General features: G+C 73.2%; 24 protein-coding genes. 12 read left to right on the forward strand and 12 right to left on the reverse strand.

The genetic code is table 11. The annotated features are described in order from the left end of the window. Positions 1–171: 171 nt before the first annotated feature. Positions 172–399 (reverse strand): hypothetical protein, encoded by a 228-nt coding sequence (locus tag ACTIF1_RS16385; protein WP_439597518.1) that lies wholly within the window; start codon positions 397–399, stop codon positions 172–174. Positions 400–765: 366 nt separating this feature from the next. On the opposite strand from ACTIF1_RS16385, the gene ltnD reads away from it, so the two are divergent. Further along, positions 766–1,680 carry an L-threonate dehydrogenase gene (gene ltnD / locus ACTIF1_RS16390; protein ID WP_439597519.1) on the forward strand — a complete coding sequence of 305 codons (915 nt, stop codon included), beginning with the start codon at positions 766–768 and terminating at the stop codon, positions 1,678–1,680. A gap of 10 nt (positions 1,681–1,690) precedes the next feature. Here ltnD and ACTIF1_RS16395 read toward each other — a convergent pair whose 3' ends face one another. The 3 genes from ACTIF1_RS16395 to ACTIF1_RS16405 all read right to left on the reverse strand — a co-directional run bounded on the left by ACTIF1_RS16395 (position 1,691) and on the right by ACTIF1_RS16405 (position 3,897). After that, the gene (locus tag ACTIF1_RS16395) at positions 1,691–1,894 is read right to left on the reverse strand and encodes a hypothetical protein (protein ID WP_439597520.1); all 204 of its coding nucleotides are present in this window, start codon (positions 1,892–1,894) and stop codon (positions 1,691–1,693) included. Positions 1,895–1,990: 96 nt separating this feature from the next. After that, entirely contained in the window at positions 1,991–2,836 is an 846-nt protein-coding gene (locus tag ACTIF1_RS16400) for a metallophosphoesterase family protein (RefSeq protein WP_439597521.1), read from the reverse strand. Continuing rightward, positions 2,827–3,897, reverse strand: a complete 1,071-nt coding sequence (locus tag ACTIF1_RS16405) for a LacI family DNA-binding transcriptional regulator (RefSeq protein WP_439597522.1) — start codon at positions 3,895–3,897, stop codon at positions 2,827–2,829. Before ACTIF1_RS16405 ends, ACTIF1_RS16400 begins: the two co-directional genes overlap by 10 nt. Before the next feature lie 116 nt (positions 3,898–4,013). Between ACTIF1_RS16405 and ACTIF1_RS16410 the strand changes: the two genes are divergently transcribed. The 7 genes from ACTIF1_RS16410 (at position 4,014) to ACTIF1_RS16440 (ending at position 10,050) form a co-directional block, all read left to right on the forward strand. Then, positions 4,014–5,045: a quinone oxidoreductase family protein gene (locus tag ACTIF1_RS16410; RefSeq protein WP_439597523.1), complete on the forward strand. Its 1,032-nt coding sequence runs from the start codon at positions 4,014–4,016 to the stop codon at positions 5,043–5,045. Between the two features lie 14 nt (positions 5,046–5,059). Next, positions 5,060–5,905, forward strand: coding sequence for a dioxygenase (locus ACTIF1_RS16415; RefSeq protein WP_439597524.1), 846 nt, complete (start codon positions 5,060–5,062; stop codon positions 5,903–5,905). Between the two features lie 5 nt (positions 5,906–5,910). Further along, on the forward strand, positions 5,911–6,219 hold the full coding sequence (locus ACTIF1_RS16420) for a YciI family protein (protein WP_439597525.1): 309 nt from the start codon (positions 5,911–5,913) through the stop codon (positions 6,217–6,219). A 5-nt stretch (positions 6,220–6,224) separates the two neighbouring features. Continuing rightward, on the forward strand, positions 6,225–7,115 hold the full coding sequence (locus tag ACTIF1_RS16425; protein ID WP_439597526.1) for a 3-keto-5-aminohexanoate cleavage protein: 891 nt from the start codon (positions 6,225–6,227) through the stop codon (positions 7,113–7,115). Then, complete coding sequence (locus ACTIF1_RS16430) at positions 7,112–7,858, forward strand: SDR family NAD(P)-dependent oxidoreductase (RefSeq protein ID WP_439597527.1); 747 nt, start codon at positions 7,112–7,114, stop codon at positions 7,856–7,858. Before ACTIF1_RS16425 ends, ACTIF1_RS16430 begins: the two co-directional genes overlap by 4 nt. A gap of 214 nt (positions 7,859–8,072) precedes the next feature. Continuing rightward, a complete protein-coding gene (locus ACTIF1_RS16435) occupies positions 8,073–9,059 on the forward strand; it encodes a tripartite tricarboxylate transporter substrate-binding protein (RefSeq protein ID WP_439597528.1) in 987 nt (328 codons plus the stop codon). Between the two features lie 34 nt (positions 9,060–9,093). Continuing rightward, entirely contained in the window at positions 9,094–10,050 is a 957-nt protein-coding gene (locus tag ACTIF1_RS16440) for an ABC transporter substrate-binding protein (protein ID WP_439597529.1), read from the forward strand. Here ACTIF1_RS16440 and ACTIF1_RS16445 read toward each other — a convergent pair whose 3' ends face one another. Continuing rightward, on the reverse strand, positions 10,051–10,821 hold the full coding sequence (locus tag ACTIF1_RS16445; RefSeq protein ID WP_439597530.1) for a transporter: 771 nt from the start codon (positions 10,819–10,821) through the stop codon (positions 10,051–10,053). It abuts the gene before it with no gap. 61 nt (positions 10,822–10,882) lie between these two features. Further along, positions 10,883–11,950 (reverse strand): trypsin-like peptidase domain-containing protein, encoded by a 1,068-nt coding sequence (locus tag ACTIF1_RS16450; protein WP_439597531.1) that lies wholly within the window; start codon positions 11,948–11,950, stop codon positions 10,883–10,885. Between the two features lie 168 nt (positions 11,951–12,118). Here ACTIF1_RS16450 and ACTIF1_RS16455 point away from each other — a divergent pair, with 168 nt between their 5' ends. From ACTIF1_RS16455 to ACTIF1_RS16470, 4 genes are all read left to right on the forward strand, one after another. Next, complete coding sequence (locus ACTIF1_RS16455) at positions 12,119–14,551, forward strand: heavy metal translocating P-type ATPase (RefSeq protein ID WP_439597532.1); 2,433 nt, start codon at positions 12,119–12,121, stop codon at positions 14,549–14,551. Next, positions 14,548–14,952 carry a Cu(I)-responsive transcriptional regulator gene (cueR, locus tag ACTIF1_RS16460; protein WP_439597533.1) on the forward strand — a complete coding sequence of 135 codons (405 nt, stop codon included), beginning with the start codon at positions 14,548–14,550 and terminating at the stop codon, positions 14,950–14,952. Before ACTIF1_RS16455 ends, cueR begins: the two co-directional genes overlap by 4 nt. Beyond that, entirely contained in the window at positions 14,949–15,146 is a 198-nt protein-coding gene (locus ACTIF1_RS16465) for a heavy-metal-associated domain-containing protein (protein ID WP_439597534.1), read from the forward strand. Before cueR ends, ACTIF1_RS16465 begins: the two co-directional genes overlap by 4 nt. Before the next feature lie 137 nt (positions 15,147–15,283). Then, positions 15,284–15,472: a hypothetical protein gene (locus tag ACTIF1_RS16470; RefSeq protein WP_439597535.1), complete on the forward strand. Its 189-nt coding sequence runs from the start codon at positions 15,284–15,286 to the stop codon at positions 15,470–15,472. 109 nt (positions 15,473–15,581) lie between these two features. Here ACTIF1_RS16470 and ACTIF1_RS16475 read toward each other — a convergent pair whose 3' ends face one another. The 6 genes from ACTIF1_RS16475 to ACTIF1_RS16500 form a co-directional block, all read right to left on the reverse strand. Continuing rightward, on the reverse strand, positions 15,582–16,754 hold the full coding sequence (locus ACTIF1_RS16475; RefSeq protein ID WP_439597536.1) for a glycosyltransferase: 1,173 nt from the start codon (positions 16,752–16,754) through the stop codon (positions 15,582–15,584). Further along, positions 16,751–18,139 carry a glycosyltransferase family 4 protein gene (locus ACTIF1_RS16480; protein ID WP_439597537.1) on the reverse strand — a complete coding sequence of 463 codons (1,389 nt, stop codon included), beginning with the start codon at positions 18,137–18,139 and terminating at the stop codon, positions 16,751–16,753. Before ACTIF1_RS16480 ends, ACTIF1_RS16475 begins: the two co-directional genes overlap by 4 nt. Continuing rightward, complete coding sequence (locus ACTIF1_RS16485) at positions 18,126–19,334, reverse strand: DegT/DnrJ/EryC1/StrS family aminotransferase (RefSeq protein WP_439597538.1); 1,209 nt, start codon at positions 19,332–19,334, stop codon at positions 18,126–18,128. The genes ACTIF1_RS16480 and ACTIF1_RS16485 overlap by 14 nt, the downstream gene beginning before the upstream one ends. A gap of 148 nt (positions 19,335–19,482) precedes the next feature. Beyond that, the gene (locus ACTIF1_RS16490; RefSeq protein ID WP_439597539.1) at positions 19,483–20,097 is read right to left on the reverse strand and encodes a sugar transferase; all 615 of its coding nucleotides are present in this window, start codon (positions 20,095–20,097) and stop codon (positions 19,483–19,485) included. Next, entirely contained in the window at positions 20,090–21,319 is a 1,230-nt protein-coding gene (locus ACTIF1_RS16495) for an O-antigen ligase family protein (RefSeq protein WP_439597540.1), read from the reverse strand. Before ACTIF1_RS16495 ends, ACTIF1_RS16490 begins: the two co-directional genes overlap by 8 nt. Further along, positions 21,316–22,185, reverse strand: coding sequence for a hypothetical protein (locus tag ACTIF1_RS16500; protein ID WP_439597541.1), 870 nt, complete (start codon positions 22,183–22,185; stop codon positions 21,316–21,318). The genes ACTIF1_RS16495 and ACTIF1_RS16500 overlap by 4 nt, the downstream gene beginning before the upstream one ends. Positions 22,186–22,231 lie beyond the last annotated feature (46 nt).

Raw genomic sequence — 22,231 nt, forward strand, 5'->3', positions numbered from 1 at the left:
CACGCCATCACACCCTCCGGCCAGATCACCGGACGCCTATGAATCACACTGACGACCCGTGCCGGAATCCCCAATCCAATTCCGGCTGAGGTGAAAACGCTCTAGCGCGCCGCGCCGCCGTCGCGATCGACGCCCCGGCTTCGGAAGCCGTGGACGCATCCCTTGGACATGTCAGGTGTCCAAGTGCCTTGCTCCGATGGCTTGATACAGATCCTGCAAGGCCGTCGCAGCCTGATCCGCCAGCGCCTTCCATTCGGGCACCAACCGCACGGCTGGATGTCCGCACAGACGGTCATCGACCAACTCAGCGAGAACATGCGCCATGTGCAGCGCCTCGTGGCAGCCGTAGGTGCCTGGCGCGAAGCGTTCAGCTTCCACCGGCTCAATCGTGTCAGGCATGGCTCGCCCCTCCTGCTTGGGGCCGAGCCTATAGGGGATGCGGCACGGATGCGAAGACACAGTTCCAGCCGGGCATCTTCAAACTGAATCACTCTTGTCCGATAGGACGGGTGTGCCCTGGGAGGCCGTGGATGGTGCGGAAGGGCCGGGAGCCCTCTCCAGGACGGCAGGGCCTGATGCGGAGACATCGCGCCGCGCGGGCCGGCCCGCCCTTGGCGGCCGCGCCGCGCCTTCCCATTTCCGCGCCATGCCCTCGATGGATAAGCTCGGCCGCATCGTCCTGGTGCTGCTCGTCGTCTCTGCCCTCGTGCAGATCGCGCGCCTCGCCTTGTCTTAACGCGCGCGCCCGGTAAGGGTGCGGTCGACATGCAGGGAGCGCGGGCAGTGCAGGTGGCGGTGATTGGCCTCGGGGCCATGGGCATGGGGGCGGCGCTGTCCTGCCTGCGGGCGGGGCTTTCGGTGACCGGCTGCGATTTTGCGGAGGCCGCGCGCGACAGCTTTGCCAAGGCGGGCGGCCAGGTGGCGGCCCGCGCGGCGGAGATCGCGGCGGGCACGCAGGCGGTGCTGCTGCTGGTGGTGAATGCCGCGCAGACCGAAGCCGCGTTGTTCGGGCCGGAAGGCTGCGCCGCGCGGCTGGCGCCTGGCGCCGTCATCATCGCCTCCGCCACCATGGGTCCCGAGGATGCGCGGCGCCTGGCCACGCGGGCGGAGGCGGCGGGTTTTCTCTATCTCGATGCGCCGGTCTCCGGCGGCGCGGCCAAGGCCGCGGCGGGGGAGATGACCGTCATGGCCTCCGGCAGCCCGGCCGCGTTTGCGCGCGCGAAGCCGGTGCTGGATGCGGTCGCCAGCAAGGTCTGGGAACTGGGCGAGGCCCCCGGCATCGGCGCCACGGTGAAGGTGGTGCACCAGCTGCTGGCCGGGGTGCATATCGCGGTGGCGGCGGAGGCGATGGCGCTTGGCATCCGCGCCGGGGCGGATCCGCAAAAACTCTACGACGTGGTGACGAGTGCGGCCGGCAATTCCTGGATGTTCGAGAACCGCATGGCCCGCGTGCTGACCGGGGACGATGCTCCGCGCAGCGCGGTGGACATCTTCGTGAAGGATCTCGGCCTGGTGGCGCAGATGGCGCGGGCGCTGGACCATCCGGTGCCGCTGGCCAGCCAGGCGCAGCAGCTGTTCACCGCGGCCAGCGCCATGGGCCATGGCCGCGCCGATGATGGCTTCGTCATCCGGGTCTGGCAGGCCCTGACCGGCATCCCGCTGCCGGGGGACAAGTCCTAGCTCATTGTTCCTAGCCGAGGGCCGTGATGATCACCGCGATCAGTATGAAAAGCGCCGTCAGCGCGCCCCCGGCCCGCACCAGCTCCCCGGCCTTCTCCCGGTCCACCAGGGGGCCGGCCGGCGGGCGTGGTACCGCGGCCTTGCCCGCGGGCGTGTCGCCATAGGGGTCATGCAGACCCAGGAACTCGGACCGCGGCTGCTTGGCCTGCGACATGGAATACCCGTGGAGTGAACGTCACCGAATTTACCCTTGGCGTTGCTTACGGAAAACCAACCATCGGTTGCATCGACCGAGGGGCGACACAAAGTTTCACGCGGGTTTCGGATAGGTCTCCGCCCGCACCTCCTCCAGATAGGGGGTGCGCAGCCCCTCCGGGCGCACCAGCTCGGTTTCCACATGGTCGGCATGCAGGGTGTGGCGCAGGAAGCCGGTCACCCGCTGCCCCACCAGCCCCGACTGGATCTCGGGCTCGCAGACGAAGGAGGCCGGGGGCGCCCAGACGTAGCTGACCTCGCCGCGCCGCCGCATGCGATGCAGGTGCAGATGGCCGGAGGCGACCAGCCGCAGCGCCGGATGCCCCAGCAGCGGCGCCAGCGCCGGGCGCGCCTCGGGCGGCACGGACCAGTAGTCGAAGGCGTCCGTCGGCTCGTTCACGAAGGCGGGCTTGTGCAGGAAGGCGGCGATGCGCCGGCGGCCGAGGCCTTCCAGCGCCTGGCGCAGCCAGCTGGCCTGCGCCGCCTCCTCGGCCAGGCCTGTGCCCATGATCTCGGTATTCAGGCCGATCAGCCGCCAGGCCTCACCACCCGGCCCGTCCAGGTCGTGGCAGAAACGATCGGCGCCGAATTCCGCCTGCCAGCGCGCCAGCCGCGCCGCATCCACCGGCTGGTCCGGCATGCTGCGGCGGTCGCTGCCGACATCGTGGTTGCCCGGGATCGTCAGCAGCGGCACCGCGCCGGCGGCGCGCCGAAAGGCGGCGGCGGCGAAGGCGAGGTCCGCATCCCGCCCCGCGCCATCCAGCGAGAGATCGCCGCTGCCCACCAGGGCCTGCGGCGGCGCGGCCTGCAGCACCGCCTCGATGCGCGCCATATTGGCCTGGAACAGGGTGGTGCGGGGCCCGAGATGGGCGTCCGAAATCTGCGCGACGATCAGCGGCATGCGGAATCCTGGGCTGGCGGGGCGGTGGAGGCGCGGATCACCAGCTCCGGCACCAGGCGGATGCTCTGGCGCGGCCGCGTGGGGTCGGCCATTTCCGCCAGCAGGATCTCCGCCCCCTGGCGGCCCATGGCGTCGTGCTGGATGCGGATGGTGGTCAGCGCCGGGTGGATGCGGTCGACGAAGGGCATGTCGTTGAAGCCGGTGACGGAGATGTCCTCGGCCACCCGCAGCCCCGCTTCCTCCATCGCGTCATAGACGCCGAGGCAGAGCATGTCGTTGGCCACCGCCACGGCGGTGAAGCCTTTCCCGGGCTCGGCCAGCAGCGCCTGCATCGCGGCGCGGCCGGCCTCGCGCGTATAGGCCTGGGCAGGCCGCAGCGCCGCAGGTTCCAGGCCATGCTGCGCGAGCCTGTCGCGGAACCCCTGCAGCCGATCCGTGGCGGTGGAGACCCCCTCCGGCCCCGCCAGATGCGCGATGCGGCGATGGCCGAGGCCCACCAGATGGTCCACCGCCAGGCCGATGCCGTGCCGGTCGTCATTGGTGACGGCGGAGACCGCGGCGCAGCCCGTCCCCTCCGGCATGCGGCGGTTGATCAGCACGGCGGGAATGCCGAGCCGGGCGCAGAGCGAGATGGCGCCGGTGCCCGCGGCGGCGGAGGCAAGCATCAGCCCATCCACCAGATGCGTCGCCATGCGCTCGATCAGCAGTGCCTCGCGCGCCGGGTCGTTGTCCGTATTCGCGACCAGCGTGGCATAGCCCTGCGCCGCCAGGAGGGTTTCCACCGCATGCAGGATGGGCGGGAAGATCGGGTTGATCAGGTCCGGCACCAGGATGCCGATGGTGCGCGATTTGCGCGTGCGCAGCCCCGCGGCCACGGCGGAGGGGCGCCAGCCCAGCCGGTCCGCCGCCGCCGTGACGCGCTGGGCCACCGCCTCCGTCACCATGCCGCGGGTGGCGGGGTTCAGGGCGCGGGAGACGGTGGAGGCATGCACCCCGGCTTCGCGGGCCACATCGGCGATCGTGGCGCGGGCAAGGGTGGGCAGGTTCGCGGGGGGCTGCATTGCCGCCGCTATAGCGCAAGCCATCGGGATCGGGGCAATGCAATCGATTGCAGATTTTTCTTGACCCTCGGCGCGGCAGGCCTTACCGAGGCCGCCAACGGAGGAAACCACTGCCCATGACTGACGCTGCCCTCGCAGGGAAGGCGCCCGCCGCATCCACGCTGCCGCCCCAGGCTCCCGCGCTGCGCTTCGCCGCCTTCGGCGGGCCGGAGATGCTGGCCTGCCAGGAGATGCCGCTGCCGGTGCCGGGCGCGGAGGAGGTGCTGGTGCGGGTGCGGGCGGCCTCGGTGAATCCCTCGGATGTGAAGAACCTCGCCGGCCGCATGCGGCAGACCGTGCCGCCGCGCACGCCCGGGCGGGACTTTTCCGGAATCGTGGTGCGGGGCCCGGCGGAATGGCAGGGCGTGGAGGTCTGGGGCACCGGCGGCGATATCGGCTTCACCCGCGATGGCAGCCATGCGCGTTACCTGGCGCTGCCGGTGGCGGCGCTGGCGCGGAAGCCGGCGAACCTCTCCTTCGAACAGGCCGGCGCGGTGGGCGTGAACTACGTCACCGCCTGGATCGGGCTGGACTATGCGCAGCTGAAGCCGGGCGAGACGCTGCTGGTGCTGGGCGCCACGGGCGGTGTCGGCGGTGCGGCCTGCGGCATCGGCGCGGCGCGCGGCTGCACGGTGATCGCGGCGGTGCGCGGCGCCGCGCCGGCAGATAGCGCGGCGCGGCACGCGACCCAGCGTTTCATCGACGTGACGCGGGACGATGTGGCGGCGCAGATCGCCGCCGCCACCGGCGGGCGCGGCGTCGATGTGGTCTATGACTGCGTCGGCAAGCCGGCGCTGACCGAAGCGGCGCTGGCCGCATTGACCTTCGGTGGACGCATGATCGTCATCGCCGGCACGCCGGGCGAGCAGGTGAAGTTCGAGCTGATCCCCTTCTATCGCCGCGAATGCAGGCTGCTCGGCGTGGACAGCCTGAAGCGGTCCGCCGCCGCCTGCGCGCCGATGATGGAGGCGCTGCGCCCCGGCTTCGAATCCGGCGCCTATCCGGCGCCCATCCTTGCCGAGACCTATGACCTGGCGCGCGGTGCGGAGGCCTATGCCGCGGTGGCCCGCGGCACGCGCGGCCGCGTCGTGCTGACCATGGCCGATTGAGAGGGAAGACCCCCATGCCCGAAGGCCATATCACCTATACCAGCGAGAACCTGACCGAGGCCGTGCTGGCGCGCATCTCGCCCGAGGCCAGCCCGCGCATCCGCCAGGTCATGACCGCCCTCGTGACGCATGTGCATGACTTCGTGCGCGAGGTGGAGCTCACGCCGGAGGAATGGGAGCAGGGCGTCGGCTTCATCACCGAGCTCGGCCGCTGGTGCGACGACAAGCGGCAGGAGGTCATTCTCCTCTCCGACATCCTCGGCGTCTCCATGCTGGTGGACGCCATCGCGCATCGCACCCATGCCAGCGTCAGCGAGACGACGGTGCTCGGCCCCTTCCACCGCGAGAATCCGCCGGTGCTGAAGAACGGCGACAATATGTCGCCCGGCGTGGCGGGCGAGCCGCTGGAGGTGGAGGTCCGCATCCTGGACGAGGCCGGCCAGCCGCTGGAAGGCGCGCAGGTGGATGTCTGGCACACCTCGCCGGAGGGCTTCTATGATAGCCAGCTCGGCGACGAGCACAATATGCGCGGCCGCTTCGTCACCGGCGCGGATGGGCTGCTGTCCTTCCCCACGGTGATGCCGGCCAGCTACCCGGTGCCGCATGACGGGCCGGTAGGGCGCGTGCTGGCCTCCATGGGCCGCAGCCCGATGCGGCCGACGCATGTGCATTTCTGGGTCAAGAAGCCCGGCTACCGCGACCTGATCACCCATATCTTCAAGGACGGTGACCCGTATCTGCATGACGATGCCGTGTTCGGCGTGAAGGCGAGCCTCGTCACCGACTGGGATCTGCCGAAGGCGGAAGGCAAGCCCGCGAAACTGCGCTACGAATTCCGCATTCCCCGGGAGGAAGACTGAAAAAGATGCTGTTCCTGATCCACTGCACGCAGGTCGCCGATGGCGCCGCGATCCGCGAGGCGCATTACGACGCGCATCGCGCCTATCTCAAGGCGAGCCCCGTCGACATCAAGCTGGCCGGCCCGATGGTGGCCGATGACGGGGAGGCACGGATCGGCTCCGTCTTCATCGTCGATGTGCCGGACCGCGCGGCGGCGGAAGCCTTCGCCGCCGGCGATCCCTTCGCGCAGAACGGGCTGTTCGAGCGCGTGCTGATCACCCGCTTCCTCGACATCACGCGCGGCAAGCCCGCCTTCGGCCCGGCCAAGGATTGATCGCGATGCGCCGCAAATACATCCTGACCTGCGCCGTGACCGGCAATATCACCACGCCGGAACAGACGCCGCACCTGCCGATCACGCCGGAGCAGATCGCCAATGCCGCGATCGAGGCCGCCAAGGCCGGCGCCGCCGTCGCGCATATCCATGTGCGCGACCCGGCGACCGGCAAGCCCTCCATGTCCATCGACCTGTACCGGGAGGTGATGGACCGCATCCGCGCCTCCGGCACCGATGTGGTGATCAACCTGACCACCGGCCCGGGCGGCCGCTTCGTGCCGTCGCAGGATAATCCGCGGGAGGCCGCGGCGGGCTCCACGCTGCTGCCGCCGGATCAGCGCGTGGCGCATATCGTGGAGCTGAAGCCGGAGATCGCGACGCTCGACCTGAACACCATGTGGTCCGGCAGCGCCGTGGTGATCAACGCGCCCTGGTCCGTCACGCGGATGGCGGAGCTGATCTATTCGGTGGGCACCATTCCGGAGCTGGAGGTCTTCGACAGCGGCGACATCGGTCTGGCGAAGAAGCTGATGGCCGATGGCGTGCTGAAGGGGCCCTGCCTTTTCCAGGTCTGCATGGGCATCCGCTACGGCTTCGACTGGGACCCCGCGACGCTGAACTACGCCAAGTCCATCATTCCCCCTGGCAGCCCTTGGGCGGCTTTCGCCATCGGCCGCATGGAATTCCCCATGCTTGCGCAGGCCTGGCTGCTCGGCGGGCATGTGCGCGTCGGCCTCGAGGACAATATTTATCTCAACAAGGGCGAGCTCGCGGTCAGCAACACCGTGCTGGTGGAACGCGCCGTGAAGATCCTGCGCGAGTTGGGCGCGGAGCCGATGACGGCCGCCGAGGCGCGGGCGGAACTGTCGCAGGTTGGCGGGTGGTCGCGGTGACCGACCGGGGTGTCCTGATCGTCACCGGTGCGGGCCGTGGCATCGGCGCGGCCATCGCCAAGGCGGCCGCCGCGGATGGCTGGAACGTCGTCGTGAATTATGCACGGGACGCGGCCTCCGCGCAGACGACGGTGGATGCGATCACCGGCGCCGGCGGCCGCGCCCAGGCGGTGCAGGCGGATGTGCAGTCGGAGGCCGGCATCGCCGCGCTCTTCGAGGCCGCCGATGCCATCGGTCCCGTGAAGGGCCTGGTGAACAATGCCGGCGGCAGCGCCCAGGCGCAGATCGCCGACATCACCGCGGCCGACTACGACCTGATGATGGATGGCAACCTCCGCACCACCGTCTTCTGCTCCTCCGCCGCCGTGCGCCGCATGGCGACCGATCGCGGGGGCTCGGGCGGCGTCATCGTCAATATCGGCTCCCGCGCCTCCGTCCTCGGCGGCCAGCCGGGGCGGGTGATGTATGCGGCGGCCAAGGGCGCGGTGGATGGATTCACCGCGGGCCTCGCCAATGAGGTGGGAAAGGTTGGCATCCGCGTCTGCTGCGTGCGGCCGGGCGTGATCCGCACCGAAAGCCATGAGGCGCGGGCGGGGGCCGACCGGCTGAAGGCGATGACCTCCGCCATCGCGCTGGGACGTCCCGGAGAGCCGGAGGAGGTGGCGAGCCTGGTGGCTTTCCTGCTCTCGCCGGGGGCTGCCTATATGACCGGCACGCTGGTGGATATCGGCGGCGGGCGCTGAGGTTTCCAAAGAGGCGTGCCGCGACTGGCTGACATTCATATGGCCTGCGCTGTCCCCCTCACCCAGACCCTCTCCCCCCGTCGGGGGCAGAGGGCTGCGCAGGCCTGGCGCGAAGCGCCTGGCCGGAGCGGGTGAGGGGGGCGGCGGAAGATCAAGACAAACCAGGCCGGCAAACCGGCCCCTCCAAAGACCGTCCAAGGGAGAACCATCAAAAATGACCACCCGCCGCAGCCTGCTCGCCGCCGCCCTCGCGGCCCCCGCCTTCCTTGCCGGCGCCGCCCGCGCGCAGGCCCCCTGGCCCGCGGGCCAGCCCATCACCCTCATCATCCCCTTCGCCCCCGGCGGCCCCACCGATGCGGTGGGGCGCATGATCGCGGAGGCGATGTCGCGCGACCTCGGCGTGAATGTCGTGGCACAGAATGTCGGCGGCGCCGGCGGCACCATCGGCGTGAATCGCGTGGCCCAGGCGCGGCCGGACGGCCACACCATCCTGCTGCACAATATCGGCATGGCCACCGCGCCGACGCTGTATCGCCGCCTGCCCTACAACCCGCTGACCGCCTTCGAGATGCTGGGCCTTGTCACCGCCACGCCGATGGTCTGGCTGACGCGCCCCGATTTCCCCGCCACCAACTTCGGCGAGATGATCCGCCTGATCCGCGAGGGCGGCGAGCGTATCAACCTCGGCAATGCCGGCCTCGGCTCCGCCAGCCAGCTCTGCGGCACGCTGATGCAGGCCAGCCTCGGCACGCGCTTCACCACCGTCTCCTATGCCGGGTCGGGCCCGATCTATCCGGAGCTGATGGCCAACCGCCTCGACATCTATTGCGACCAGACCACCAGTGCGATTCCCTTCATCCAGGCGAACCAGGTGAAGGCGCTGGCGGTGACGACGCCGGAGCCGCTGCCGGCGGTGCCCGGCGTGCCCACCGCCGTCCAGGGCGGCCTGCCGGGTTTCGAGGTGGCGATCTGGCACGGCCTCTATGCGCCTGCCGGCACGCCGAAGCCGGTGCAGGACCGGCTGAACCAGGCGCTGCGCGCGGCACTGGCGGATCCCCGCGTGGTCGAGCGCATGACCGGCCTCGGCAGCCCGCCGGAGCCCGTCTCGCGCCAGAATGGCGAGGTGCATCGCGCGCATCTCGCGGCCGAGATCGAGCGCTGGCGACCGGTGCTGCAGGCCGCCGGCCAGTTCGCGGATTGATCGTGCCATGCGCGACATCACAAGGCGGGGCGCCATGACCCTTGCAGGCGCGGTGGCGGCGGGCGCGGCGGGCGCCCAAAGCCTGTCACGGTTGAACGTGGTGGCCTTCGCCGGCGCCTCCAACCTTGTCCTCTGGGCCGGCCAGGACCAGGGGATCTTTGCCCGCCACGGGGTTGAGGTGGCGCTGGAGCTGACGCCGAATTCCCGCGCCATGGCGAGCGATCTCTATGCGGGGAAATTCGACCTGGCGCTGACCTCGGTCGACAATATCGTCGCCTATAACGAAGGGCAGGGGGAGGCGCAGCTGCCCGGCCCCTCCGACTTCGCGGCCTTCTTCGGCGTCGATGACGGCATGCTGTCGGTCATGGCGGCCGCCGATGTGCCCGATTTGCCCGGGTTGCGCGGCAAGGTGGTCTCCGTCGATGCCATGACCACCGGCTTCGCCTTCGTATTGCGGGAGGTGCTGGGGCAGGCCGGCATCGCGGACCAGGTGGAATGGGTCGCGGTCGGCGGCGGGGCGCAACGCCTGGCGGCGCTGCTGGAGGGCCGGCAGGCGGCGACGCTGCTGAACACGCCGCTGGACCTGGCGGCGGAGGCGCGCGGCTTCCGGCGCCTCGCGCGCGGGCGGGATGCCGTCGGTGCCTATCAGGGCATCGTGGCCGCCGCGCGACGCGGCGTGATCGACCAGAAGCGGGCAGCGCTGGTCGGCTTCACCCGCGGCTTCCGGGACAGCCTCGCCTGGCTGGATGCGAACCGGGCGGAGGCCGCGACGATCCTGACCGCCAAGGCCAATATGCCGCCACCCGTCGCGGCGCGCGCCGCCACCGCCCTGCTCGACGCCGATCGCGGAATTTACCGCGACCTGCGGATCGACGAGGCCGGGCTGCGCACCGTGCTGCGGCTGCGCAGCAAATACGCCCAGCCGGCGAAGGAGCTGGGCGACATCACGCGCTACATCGACCCGTCGATCCGCGCCGCGGCGCTCGGCTGATCAGCGCCCGGTCGAAAAACTGTAGGTGAGGGAGGCGGTCAGGCGCAGGCGTGGGGAATCGCGGTTCAGCCCGGCGCCGGCCGCGAGCCCGAGGCTGAGCTGGTCGGTCAGGCCGCGGATCACGCCCGCCTCCACCAGGCTGTAGTTCCGCTCCCCCTCGTCCTGGGTCTGCTGCGAATAGGCGGCGACCAGGACGGTGTCGGGGTTCACCACATGGCTCACCGCGGCGCCGGCCAGCCAGCCGTTGCGGCGCTCGCCCGGCGCCGGGTCCAGCGTGGACAGGAAGCCCGCATTCAGGTGCAGCCCGAAGCTGCCGGGCCCGCTTCCGGTCACCCAGCTGGTCGCCACCGTGAGGTCCATCACCGTGCCGCCATGGCCGGGGCCGAAGGGCAGCCCGGCGCCCAGCGAGAGCGAGAGGGTGGGCAGGAAGCCGTCCTGGTCCGCCAGCCGCGCCGTCAGCGCCGGGCCGATGCTGCCCTGGTTCACGCCGCTGCCATTGCCGAATCCGTAGTCGCCGCCGAGGCTCAGCTCCAGCCGGTCGTTCAGCCCGTATTTCAGGGTCGGCGAGGGGCGGAAATCCTCGCGCCCGCCACGCGCCCGTTCATAGCCGAAGACGTTCTCCAGCGTGAAGGCGCCGGCCTCGGACGTATAGGCATCGCCGACCGAGAAGGGTGCCCCGGCATTGGGCTCGGCGCCCTCCTCCTCCGCCGCGGCGGCGAAGGGCAGCAGGGCGCCCAGCAGCAGGAGAAGCCGGAAGGATCGTGTGGGCATCTGCGGGTCCTTGGCGATGCCGGATCCTGTCCGGCCAGGGATGAACCAAACGGTAAGGCGCCTAACGCTCGCAGCGCAGCAGCACCGTGGATCGGTTGGCGATATCGCCCACATCCGCCGCGCTGCGATCCGCGCCGCTGCTCTCCGCGGTTCGGAAGGCGAGGCCGGCGCGGCGCAGGAAGGCCTGGGCCGCCTCCCCCTTCACCGCGAAATTCACATTGTCCACGTTCTGCACCCGGCGGCTGTCCAGCTTCGCCACCACCACGCCCACCACATGGCCCTGCATGTCCAGCAGCGGCCCGCCGGAATTGCCGGGCTGCACCTCCGCGCTGATCTGGTAGGTGTTCTGGTCGTTGCGGAGGCCGCCGAGCGCGTTGATCTCGCCGCGGGTCAGCTTCGGGTCGGCCGAGAGCAGGCCGGTCAGCGGGAAGCCGTAGGCGACCACGCCTTCGCCACGCCGCACTGCCGGGCCTGCGCGGAAAGCCAGGGCCGGGCCGGGATTGCCGGGGATGTTCAGGATCGACAGGTCCAGCGCCGCATCCACCTGCGCCGGCGGCACCGCGGCCAGCCAGCGGCCATCCGGCGTGCGGGCCAGGATGCGGTCGCAGCCGGCCACCACATGCTGGTTGGTCAGCACCCGGTCCGGCGCCACGACGAAGCCGGTGCCGGTGGAAACGTTGCGGGCCTGCGAGTTCGGCCGCGCCTGCGGCACGGCCGGGGCGGCGGGCGCGGCCGGCGCGGCGGCGCGGGCGGTATGCAGCTCCACCTGCGGATTGGCGCAGATATCCTGGTCGCGGGCCAGGCTCTCCCGCCCATCCTCCAGCACCAGGCGGATGTCGAAGCGGCAGCCGGCCTCGGCATTCGGGCGCATGGTGAAGCCGGCATTGTTCGGCAGCGGGCCGCGGTTCAGCAGGTTCCTGCCCCATTCCTCCCGGCCGGCCCGCACCGCATGCAGCGCGGTGGCCGGCTGGCCGGTGCGGTTGACGATGCGCACCCCGCCTTCCGGCGGGCGCAGCTGGCCTGGCGACTGCGCCAGGGCCGGGGCGCTGGCGGGGGCCAGGCCCAGGGCGGGGGTCAGCCCGGCCAGCAGGCCGGCGAGGAACAGGGCGGGGCGGCGGTTGTTGCGCATGGGGCGGATGTCGTCCGCCGCCCCCGGCGCGTCAACGGCGGGCGCCGCGCGACCAGGGCGCAAAACCTGCGCTGTATCAATGTCGGCGCCGCGCATCCTGGCATCCTCCCCCGGATGCCGACGCCCGCCCCTTGACCTTCCCATACTGGGAAGACCCATCTGACTGCCATGGAACATCGCACCGCAATGCCCGAGGCCCCGCTGCAAAGCCTCCCCCGCCTGACCCTGCCCATCGAGGGCATGACCTGCGCCAGCTGCGCCGGGCGGGTGGAGCGCGCCTTGCAAGCGGTGCCGGGCACCCTCTCCGTCCAGGTGAACCTCGCCGCCGAGCAGGCCACGGTGCAGGGCAGCGCCCCGGTGGCGGCACTGGCCGCCGCGGTGCGGGAGGCCGGCTATGCCGTGCCCGAGATCCGGCGCGAGATCGGCGTGGAGGGCATGACCTGCGCCAGCTGTGCCGGCCGGGTGGAACGCGCGCTGCGGGCGGTGCCGGGCGTCGCCGAGGCCTCGGTGAACCTGGCCTCCGAACAGGCGACGCTCCGGCTGCTGCTGCCGGTGGAGGATGCGACCCTCGCCGCGGCCCTGGCCGAGGCCGGCTATCGCCTGGCGGCCGCCCCCGGCGAGGCGGCGGAGGATGCGGCGGAAGCGAAGCTCCGGGCGCAGCGGCGCGACCTGACGCTGGCCAGGCTGCTGGCGGCGCCCTTCCTCATCGGCATGCTGGGCATGGCCCTGGGCCAGGACTGGATGCCGAATGGCTGGCTCCAGCTCGCGCTGGCCCTGCCCATGCAGTTCTGGTTCGGCGCCCGCTTCTACCGCGCCGCCTGGGCGGCGCTGCGGGCGCGCACCGGCAATATGGACCTGCTGGTCGCCATCGGCACATCGGCGGCCTTCGGCCTGTCGCTGGTCCTGCTGCTCCAGCATGGCGGCGGGCATAGCCATGCGCTGTATTTCGAGGCGGCGGTGGTCGTCATCCTCTTCGTCATGCTCGGCAAGCACCTGGAGGCCCGCGCCCGGCGTGGCACCGGCGCGGCGCTGCGCGCCCTGCTCGACCTGCGCCCCCGCACGGCCCGGCTGCTGGAGCCGGATGGGACGGAGCGGGAGGTGCCGGCGGCCGCGCTGGTGGTGGGCGATGCGGTGGTGCTGCGTCCCGGCGAGAGCGTGCCGGTGGATGGCATCGTCGAGCAGGGCGAGGCCGGCGTCGATGAAAGCGCGCTGACCGGCGAGAGCCGCCCGGTCGAGAAGGCGCCGGGCACAAGACTGGCCACCGGCACGGTCGTGCTGGACGGCAGGCTGGTGCTGCGCGCCACGGCGGTCGGCGGCGACACCACCTTGGCTCGCGTCGCCGCCCTGGTCTCCGCCGCCCAGGCCAGCCGGGCGCCGGTCCAGAAGCTGGTGGACCGGGTGGCGGCGGTCTTCGTGCCGGTGGTGCTCGTGATCGCCACGCTGACGCTGGGCTATTGGCTTTGGGCCGGTGCGGGGGTGGAGGCGGCGCTGCTGCATGCGGTGGCCGTGCTGGTCATTGCCTGCCCCTGCGCGCTGGGCCTGGCCACGCCCGCGGCCATCATGGCCGGCACCGGCGCCGCCGCCCGCGCCGGCATCCTGGTGCGCGATGCGGAGGCGATCGAGCGCGGCCAGGGCATCACCCTCGTCGCCTTCGACAAGACCGGCACCCTGACCGAAGGCCGCCCGCGCCTGGCCGCGCTGCATCCGGCCGAGGGGCTTGCGGGCAGCGCCGTGCTGGCCGCGGCCGCCGCGCTGCAGGCGGGCAGCGAGCATCCGCTCGCCCGCGCCGTGCTGGCCGCCCAGGCCGCGACGGGCGCCGCGCCCAGGGCGGCCGAGGGCTTTCGCGCCCTGCCGGGCCGCGGCGTGGAAGGCATGGTGGCCGGCGAGCGCCTGACGCTCGGCAGCCCGCGCCTGCTGGCCGAATCGGGGCTGGAGGCCGGGCCGCTCGCCACGCTGGCGGATGCGGAAGCGGCGCAGGGCCGCAGCCTGGCCTGGCTGCTGGCACCCGGCGCCGGCCAGGTGCGCGGCCTGCTGGCCTTCGAGGATGCGCTGAAGCCGGGCACCGCCGGCGCCGTCGCCGCGCTGCGCGGCATGGGCGTGGAAGTGGCCATGCTCTCCGGCGACAGCCCCGCCGCCGCGGGCGCCGTGGCGCGGGCGCTGGGCCTGGACCGCGTGGCGGCCGAGATGCTGCCGCAGCAGAAGCTGGAGACCATCGGCGCCTGGCGCCAGGGCGGCGCCCGCGTCGCCATGGTGGGCGATGGCGTGAACGATGCCCCGGCGCTCGCCGCGGCCGATCTCGGCATCGCCATGGGCACCGGCACCGATGTCGCCATGGCGGCGGCCGGAATCACCCTGATGCGGGGGGACCCGGCGCTGGTGCCGGCCGCCCTCGACATCACCCGTCGTACCTATCGCAAGCTGCAGGAGAATTTGGCATGGGCCTTCGCGTACAACCTGCTCGGCCTGCCGCTGGCAGCGGCCGGGCTGCTGTCGCCGCCCTTCGCGGGCGCGGCGATGGCGCTGTCCTCGGTCTCGGTGCTGACCAATGCGCTCCTGCTGTCGCGCTGGCGCCCAGCCGCGGCCGCCCGGGGGCGCGCATGAGCACGGGGATGAATATCGGCGAGGCCGCCGCCGGCTCCGGCGTCTCGGCCAAGATGATCCGCCATTACGAGGCGATCGGGCTGATCGAGGCGGAGCGGCGGCCGAACGGCTATCGCAGCTATGGCCCGCAGGATGTCGCCGTGCTGCGCTTCATCCGCCATGCGCGGGACCTGGCCTTCCCGCTGGAGGATATCCGCAAGCTGCTGGCGCTGTGGCGCGACCGGAGCCGCGCCAGCGCCGATGTGAAGCAGATGGCGCTGGCCCATGTGGCGGCACTGGAGAGCAAGGCAGCCTCCCTGCAGGCGGTGGCTGACAGCCTGCGCCACCTGGCGCAGCATTGCAGCGGCGACGACCGGCCGGAGTGTCCGATCCTGGCGGAGCTGGAGGGACGCGAGCCGTGACGGAGGAATTGAAGGTCGGCGGCATGACCTGCGGCCATTGCGTGCGCGCGGTGACCAAGGCGATCCAGGCGCGCGACCCGGCCGCGACGGTGCAGGTGGACCTGGCCGCCGGCGTGGTGCGGGCGGACAGCCGGCTGAGCCGCGCGGACCTCGCCGCGGCGGTCGCCTCGGAAGGCTATTCGGTCGCCGCCTGAGGGGCGTGCCGGGGAAGCGGCGGAACGGCTTCCGCCAGCCCGCGTTCGGCCCCCGCAGCAGGCGAAGCGGAACGATGACGGGCTGAGCCGAGATCTTCAAATGGGCGGCCACCGGCTGCACCATCGCCGGCGCGGGCATGACGGCGGCCGATCTCGGCCGGCGCGCCACCGGCTGGGGTTTCGCGGTGCTGGCCACCGGATCCGCCTTCTGGCTGGCCGCGGCGCAGCTGGAGCAGGAAAGCCAGCTCGGCCTGACCAATGTCGTGCTGCTCGGCCTGAACGGCGCGGGCGTCTATCGCTGGCTGGTGCGCAAGGCGCCGGGATAGAGCATTTTCAAACCATGCGGCTTCGCATGGCGACTCGGAGAATGCGTCAGAACAATAAGCTGGAGCCGTTTCAGCGTCTTCGCTTACGGTGAAACGGCTCTAGCGGCCCTCAGGGCGGCAGGCGCACCGGCTGCAGCATGGCGGGCGGGGCGACCGTGACGGGCGGGGCGGTCAGGCGCTGATAGAGCCGCACCAGCCGCGCCGCTTCCGCCGACCAGCCGAAGCGGCCGAGCGCCGCCTGCCGGCCCTGGGCGCCCAGCCGCGCGCGTTCCACGGGGTCGGACAGGGCGCGAACCGCCGCGGCGATGGCGCCGGGATCGGCCACATCCACCGCCAGGCCGCAGCCGGCCTCCCGCACCACATCCGCCACCTCCGTCGCGAAATCCGGCACGATCACCGGCAGTCCGGCCAGCATGCAGTCGAACAGCTTGTGCGGCAGCGCCAGGCGGTGGTTCTCCGGCCCCGGCTGGAACAGCACCAGGCCGATGTCGCAGCCCGCCGCCACCGCCAGCGCGGCCTCCCGCTCCATCCAGCCCAGCGCCTCGATGCGCGCGGCGACCCCCAGCCGGCTGGCGCAGGACCAGAAGGCGGCCTCGCTGGCATCGGTGAAGCGGCCGACCAGGCGCAGCCGGGCCTGCGGCAGGTCCGCCAGCAGCCGCGGCATCAGCAGCGCGCCGCGGCTGGCCGTCAGCGCGCCCAGGTGCAGCAGCACCGGCGGGCCGGGCACGTGCCGGCGTGGGATCACCGCCACCGGATCGGCGTAGTTGCGCACGGGGGTGCAGCGCGCCGCGCCGCCATAATCCCCGGCCAGCCCATCCTTCGCCACCACCACCGCATCCGCCCGCGCCGCCAGCGACCGGCAGAGCAGCCGCAGCGCCAGCCGCGCCAGGGGGCGCAGCGGCGCCGGCAGCCGGGGGTCGAGGCGGGAGGGGTAGTGCTCATGCACATCCAGCACCACCCGCGCGCCGCAGTGCCGGGCCGCCAGCAGGGCGGCCAGCCAGCTATCCGGCTCATGCGCATGGATCACCGTCGGCCGCAGCGCCGCGGCCCGCCGCGCCAGGGCCGGGATGCCCCGCAGCCGCCCCAGCCAGCCGCGCGGCGCCGGGAAGGTTTCGAGCGCCACGCCATGCAGCCGTTCAGGCGGCGCGGGCCCTGTCAGGCGCGGCGCCAGGTGCCGCAGGCGGAAGCCGGCGCCGGCCAGGGCCGCACCCTCCTTGCCCACGATCCGCACATCGGCGGCCGGATGGGCGGCCGAGAGCATCAGCACCAGGGCTTCGCTCACTCCGCTTCGGCCCGGTCCCGGCGCGGCGTGGCGCGGCGCGGCACATGTCCGGCCACCGCCTCCACCACCGCCACCAGCCGGGCGGCGATGCGGCGGGTGTCCAGGTGGCGCTCCGCCACGATCCGGGCGGCGCGCGCCATGGCGGCGCGGCGGGGCGGGTCCGTGGCCAGGGCCAGCAGGGCGCCGGCCAGCGCATCCGCATCCCCCGGCGGCACGGTCAGGCCGCAGCCGCCCTCGGCCAGCAGCCGCGCGGTGCGACCCGGGGTATTGGTGACCATGGGCAGGCCGGAGGCCAGGCCCTCCGCCAGCTTGTTCGGCGCGGTCCATTCGGCGAATTCCGGCACCGGCGCCAGGCAGAGCAGGCCGATCTCGGCGCCGGCCAGCAGCCGGGCCAGATGCGCCTTCGGCATCGGGTCCAGGAAGGTGACGGGCAGCCGTTCCGCCGCGGCGCGGGCGACGAGGCCGGGCTTTTCCGACCCCTCCCCCACCAGCACCAGGTGCAGGCCGGTGCGGCGCAGCCGGGCCGCGGCATCCAGCAGCTGGTGCAGGCCATTGGCCGGGCCATGCGCCCCGGCATAGACGGCCATGGTTTCCTCCGCCGCCACCTCCGGCGGGCGCCAGGCGGCGGTGCCGGGGTGGAACAGCACCAGGTCCGCCCCCTGCGGCAGCACCCGCAGCCGGTCCGGATCGGCGCCGCGATCCAGCGCCACGCGGGCCATGCCCTCGGTCAGCGCCACCACCGCCGTGGCCTCCCGGCAGGCCGCATCGGCCAGCCGGCCGAGCGCCGCCAGCACCGGCGCCGGCACCCGGGCCCGCGCCGGGCCGGGAGTGGTCCGGGGCTCGGGCGCCGTGCCGGCGCGGCGGGACAGCGCCGCGGGCAGTTCCGGCCAGGGGTCGCGGATCTCGAAGATGAAGGGCGTGCCGCGCAGCCGCCGCGCCAGCAGCGCCGGCAGCGCCACGGTGGGCGGGGTGGAGGAGGCGAGGATCAGGTCCCAGGGCCCCTCCGGCGATCCGGCCAGCGCCAGCCGCGCGGTGGCGGCGGCGAAGCGCAGGAAGGCGCCGGTCCTTGCCAGCAGCCGCTGGTCGTTGCCGCTGCGGATATCGTGCTCCACCACCGCGAAGCCCGCCACGTGGCCCTTGCGGCGGCCCTGGCGGAAGGGGCCGTTGAGGCCGGTGACCGCGCCATCGTAGCGGCCGCAGGCCAGCGTCACCCGATGCCCGGCGGCGGCCAGCGCCCCGGCATGGTGGAAGGCGCGCGTCGCGGTGCTGCCGGCGGGGGTGGAGAAATGCTGGTGCAGGTAGAGGATGCGCAGGCCCTCGGCCCGGCCCTCCTGCAGCCCGCCCTGGCCGGCCTGGGCCGTGCAGCCGCCTTCAGCGCCGCGCACAGCGGGTCACCGCCTCGATCACCCGGGCCTGGTCGGCCTCGCTCATCCCGCTGCCGGAGGGCAGGCACAGCCCGCCTTCGAACAGGGCGGCGGCCACGGCGCCGCCGGCCTGGGGGCTGCCGCGGAAGGCCGGCTGCAGGTGCAGCGGCTTCCAGGCGGGGCGGCTTTCCACACCCGCCGCCTCCAGCGCCCGCCGCAGCTGTTCCCGGTCCGCGCCGAAGCGGGCGGGGTCCACCTGCAGCACGGTCAGCCAGCGATTGGCGCGGCCCCAGGCGGGCTCGGCGATGAAGTCGAGTCCCGGCAGTGCGCCCAGCGCCTCCGCATAGGCGGCGAAGATGGCGCGGCGGCGGCGCACCCGCGCCTCCAGCGACGGCAGCTGTGCCAGGCCGACGGCGGCGAGGACGGAGGAGATGCCGTAGGTATAGCCGGTGGTCTCATGCTCGTAATGCGGCCAGGCCTCCTTCGCCTGGCCCGCCAGGTGCCGGGCCCGGGCGATCAGCGCCGGGTCGTCGCTGGCCAGGGCGCCGCCGCCCGCCGCGGTGATGATCTTGTTGCCGTTGAAGGAGAAGACGGCGAGCGTGGCGCCGCGCCCGGCATGCCGCCCGCCGCGCTGCAGCGCACCCATGGCCGCCGCGCTGTCGCACAGAACCGGCACGCCCCAGCGGTCGCAGGCGGCGACGATGGCCGGCAGGTCACAGCACTGGCCATAGAGATCCACCGGCACCACCACCCGCGGCAGCCGGCCGCGGCGCGCGGCCTGGGCCAGCTCCTCCGCCAGCAGGCCCGGGTCCAGGGTCCAGCCCGCCGCCGTCACATCCAGGAAGCGCGGCACCGCGCCCATCTGCACCGCCGGCGCCACGGTGGCGACGAAGGTCATGCCGGGGGCCCAGACCTCGTCGCCCGGCTGCACGCCCAGCACCCGGTAGCCCAGGTGCAGCGCCGCGGTGCCGGAGGTGGTGGCCAGCGTGGCGGCGAAGCCGGTGGCGGCGCCGATCGCGGCCTCGAAGGCCGCGGGGGTGGGGCCGGCGGGTGCCAGCCAGCCGGCCTCCAGCGTCGCGCGCAGCGCCTCGATCTCGCCACCCGCCAGATGCGGCGGGGAGAGGGCAAGGCGGGCCGGCGGCTGGCCTTCCGGGGGCTGGCGCCCCGGGAAGGGCAGGACGGCGGCGGCGTGGGGTGCGGGCCTGAGGTGTCCCATATGAACCAGGAAATTGAATGCCTGTTTAACGTTTCTTATACTGGTTGATGTTTTCGACCAAAATCAAGCATTCCCTGCATTCGGCGGGACGGTGCAACCGGTTGCGTGATGATTTCCGGGCGCGCGGGGGGGGGGCGGCAGGCGGGCGTCAGCCATCCTCGCCCGGCCGCCGGCGGTTCGGCGGGGCGAAAAGCGGCATGGTGGCATGGCCGGGGGCCGAGACGCCCTGGCCGCGCAGCAGCACCAGCAGGCTGCGGGCCGCCAGCGCCAGGTCCCGGCCGAGCCGGGCCGGGCGGCTGGCATAGTCCGCGCCGAGCTCCAGCCGCTGCGGCCAGGCCACGGCATTGCGCCCGGCCGCCACGCCGGGGCCGAGCATCCCGGGCCGCACCCGCAGCCGCAGCGCCTGCCGGGGCGAGTAATGCGCGAGATAGGCGAGCGGCAGCGGGCGCGGGCCCACCAGGCTCATCTCGCCACGCAGCACATGAACCAGCTGCGGCAGCTCATCCAGCCCGCTGGCCCGCAGCGCCCGGCCGAAGCCGGACAGCCGCTCCGCATCCGGCGCTGCCCCCGGCGCCATCGACCGGAATTTCATCAAGGTGAAGGGCCGGCCATGGCGGCCGGCGCGGGGCTGCACGAAGAGGATCGGGCGGCCGAGCCGGCACCAGACGGCCAGCGCCACGGCGACGAAGAGGGGGGCGAGCAGCGCCAGCAGCAGCGCGGCCAGCACCGCATCCAGCAGCCGCTTGCCGAAGCGGTCATACATGGCGCGGCACCGGCGCAAGCTGGAAGGCGCGCACGGTCAGGCCGAGGCTGAGCGCCAGGCCCAGCGCGAACCAGGCCATGCGATTGCCGAGGTCGGTGGAGACCATGATGGTCAGCGCCACCGGCAGCACCAGCGCCGCGATCCGCGCCAGCCGCGCCGGCGGCAGGCCCGGCGCCAGCCGCGCCATGGCCAGGGCCGCGCCGCCGAAGGCGCCGAGCCAGAGCAGCAGCCCGGGCAGCCCGCCCTCGGCCAGCGCTTCCAGCGCATGGTTGTGGGGATAGAGGCCGCGCCATTCGCCATGTCCTGCGGCGATGGTGAAGCCGCCGGTGCCGAGCCCCCAGGGCGCCGTTTGCCCCGCCCAGTGCAGCGCGGCCTGCCACAGGCCCCGGCGCGCCTCCAGCCCCGCCGGCTCCGCCGTCAGCCGCTCCAGCGTCCGCAGCCCCTCCACCCAATCCGGGTGCAGCAGCAGCCAGGCCAGGGCGGCGGCCAGGGCCAGCAGCACCGCCAGCAGCCAGGAGGGGCCGCCGCGACGGCCCAGCCGCAGGGCCGGCGCCAGGGCGACGCCGGCCAGCAGCGCCGCCAGCGCGGTGCGCCCGCCCGGCAGCAGCGCGGCCGTGGCGAGGCCCAGCACGGCCAGCATCCAGCCGGCCCGCGCCAGGGCGTGCCGCGCCTCCACCGCCGCCAGCGCCGCCAGCGCGGCGGCGCTCGCCAGGGCGAGGCCGGCCAGCTGGTGGTGCACCCGCGCCTGCTCCTGGTTCAGCTCCTCGGCCATCGCCTGCCAGCCGCGCAGCGCGCCGAGGCCGATCACCGCGGCCAGCAGCAGGCCGATGCCCAGCGTGCCCCGGCACAGCGCCCGCCGTGCCGCGGGCTCCGCCCCCACCAGCAGGCCGGCGGCCAGCATGGCGGGGCCGGCCAGCGCCAGTTCCGGCAGCTTCTGGGCCAGCACGAGGCGGGAGGGGGACCAGGCGCCGGCCACCACCAGCCACAGCCACAGCAAGGCGGCGGCCGCCAGCGGCAGCGCCAGCACCGGCGCCACCACCCAGCGCCGCGTCACCGCCAGCAGGGCCAGCAGCGGCAGCAGGAGGAGAAGGCTGGCCAGGGTCAGGTCGAAGGGAAGCGCCTCCGCCAGCAGGGGCGCGGTCTTCAGCGCGCCGGCCATCTGCAGCACCGCGGCCAGCCCGCCGGCAGCCGCGGCCAGCAGCCCGGCTGCGGCGGGGTTCATTCGGCCGGCTCCAGGCCGAAGGCCGGCAGCGCCGGGTCGCGGCGGGGCGCGGCCAGCAGGATCCCGGCCGCCGCCAGCGCCAGCGCGGCCATCGGCGCCGCGACCAGCAGCAGCAGCAGCAGCAGCGGGCGGTTGGGCAGGGAGGCGCGCTGTTCGACGATCGGCGCCGAGACCAGCCGCGCCGCCACCGCCTCATCCGCCGCCACCACGAGGCCGACGCGCTGCTGCTGGGCCAGCATCTCGTAGAGCGACTGGCGGATATAGAGGTCCGATTCCCGCGCCAGCCGCGCCTCCAGCGCCGCGATCCGGCGCCGGGCCAGATCCTCCAGGTCGGCGCGCACCTTGGCCTCGGCGAAGGCATGCAGCCGGCGCAGCGCCTCCAGCGCCCGGTCGCGGTCGGGATGGGCGAGCTGCAGGGTCCAGGTGACGGCGCCCAGCGTCTGGGTCACCGCCAGGTTGCGTGCCAGCCAGGCGCGGGCATCGTCGAGGTCGGTCTCCAGCCGCAGGCCCAGCAGCCGGCGCAGCGCGCCGCCCGGCCCCTCTGCCCGGCGGGCGGCGAGATCGGCCAGCAGGGGCGTGGTCTCCGCCAGCAGCATGGCGGCCTCGGCGGAGCGCAGGGCGCCCAGGTAGATGGCGAAATTGCCGGTCGGCCGGGGGTCCAGCAGCCCGGAGAAGGCGGGCGAGGGCGAGAGGAGGGAGGAGGTGGCGATGCCCGTGGTCTCGGAGGGGGCGACCAGGGCCTCCGCCACGAAGCTGCGCGGCCAGGACAGCACGACGCCCGCGCCGCCAGCCAGGAGCAGCGCCGCCAGCAGCAGGATGCGCCAGCGAAGCCCCCATAGACGGCCGACCAGCATCTCCAGCGGCATCCTGGCGCCTCCCCACACAGGATGTTGATGGCCTGCGGGAATTGCA

This window comes from Falsiroseomonas sp. (assembly GCF_051860665.1).
Lineage (GTDB): Bacteria > Pseudomonadota > Alphaproteobacteria > Acetobacterales > Acetobacteraceae > Falsiroseomonas.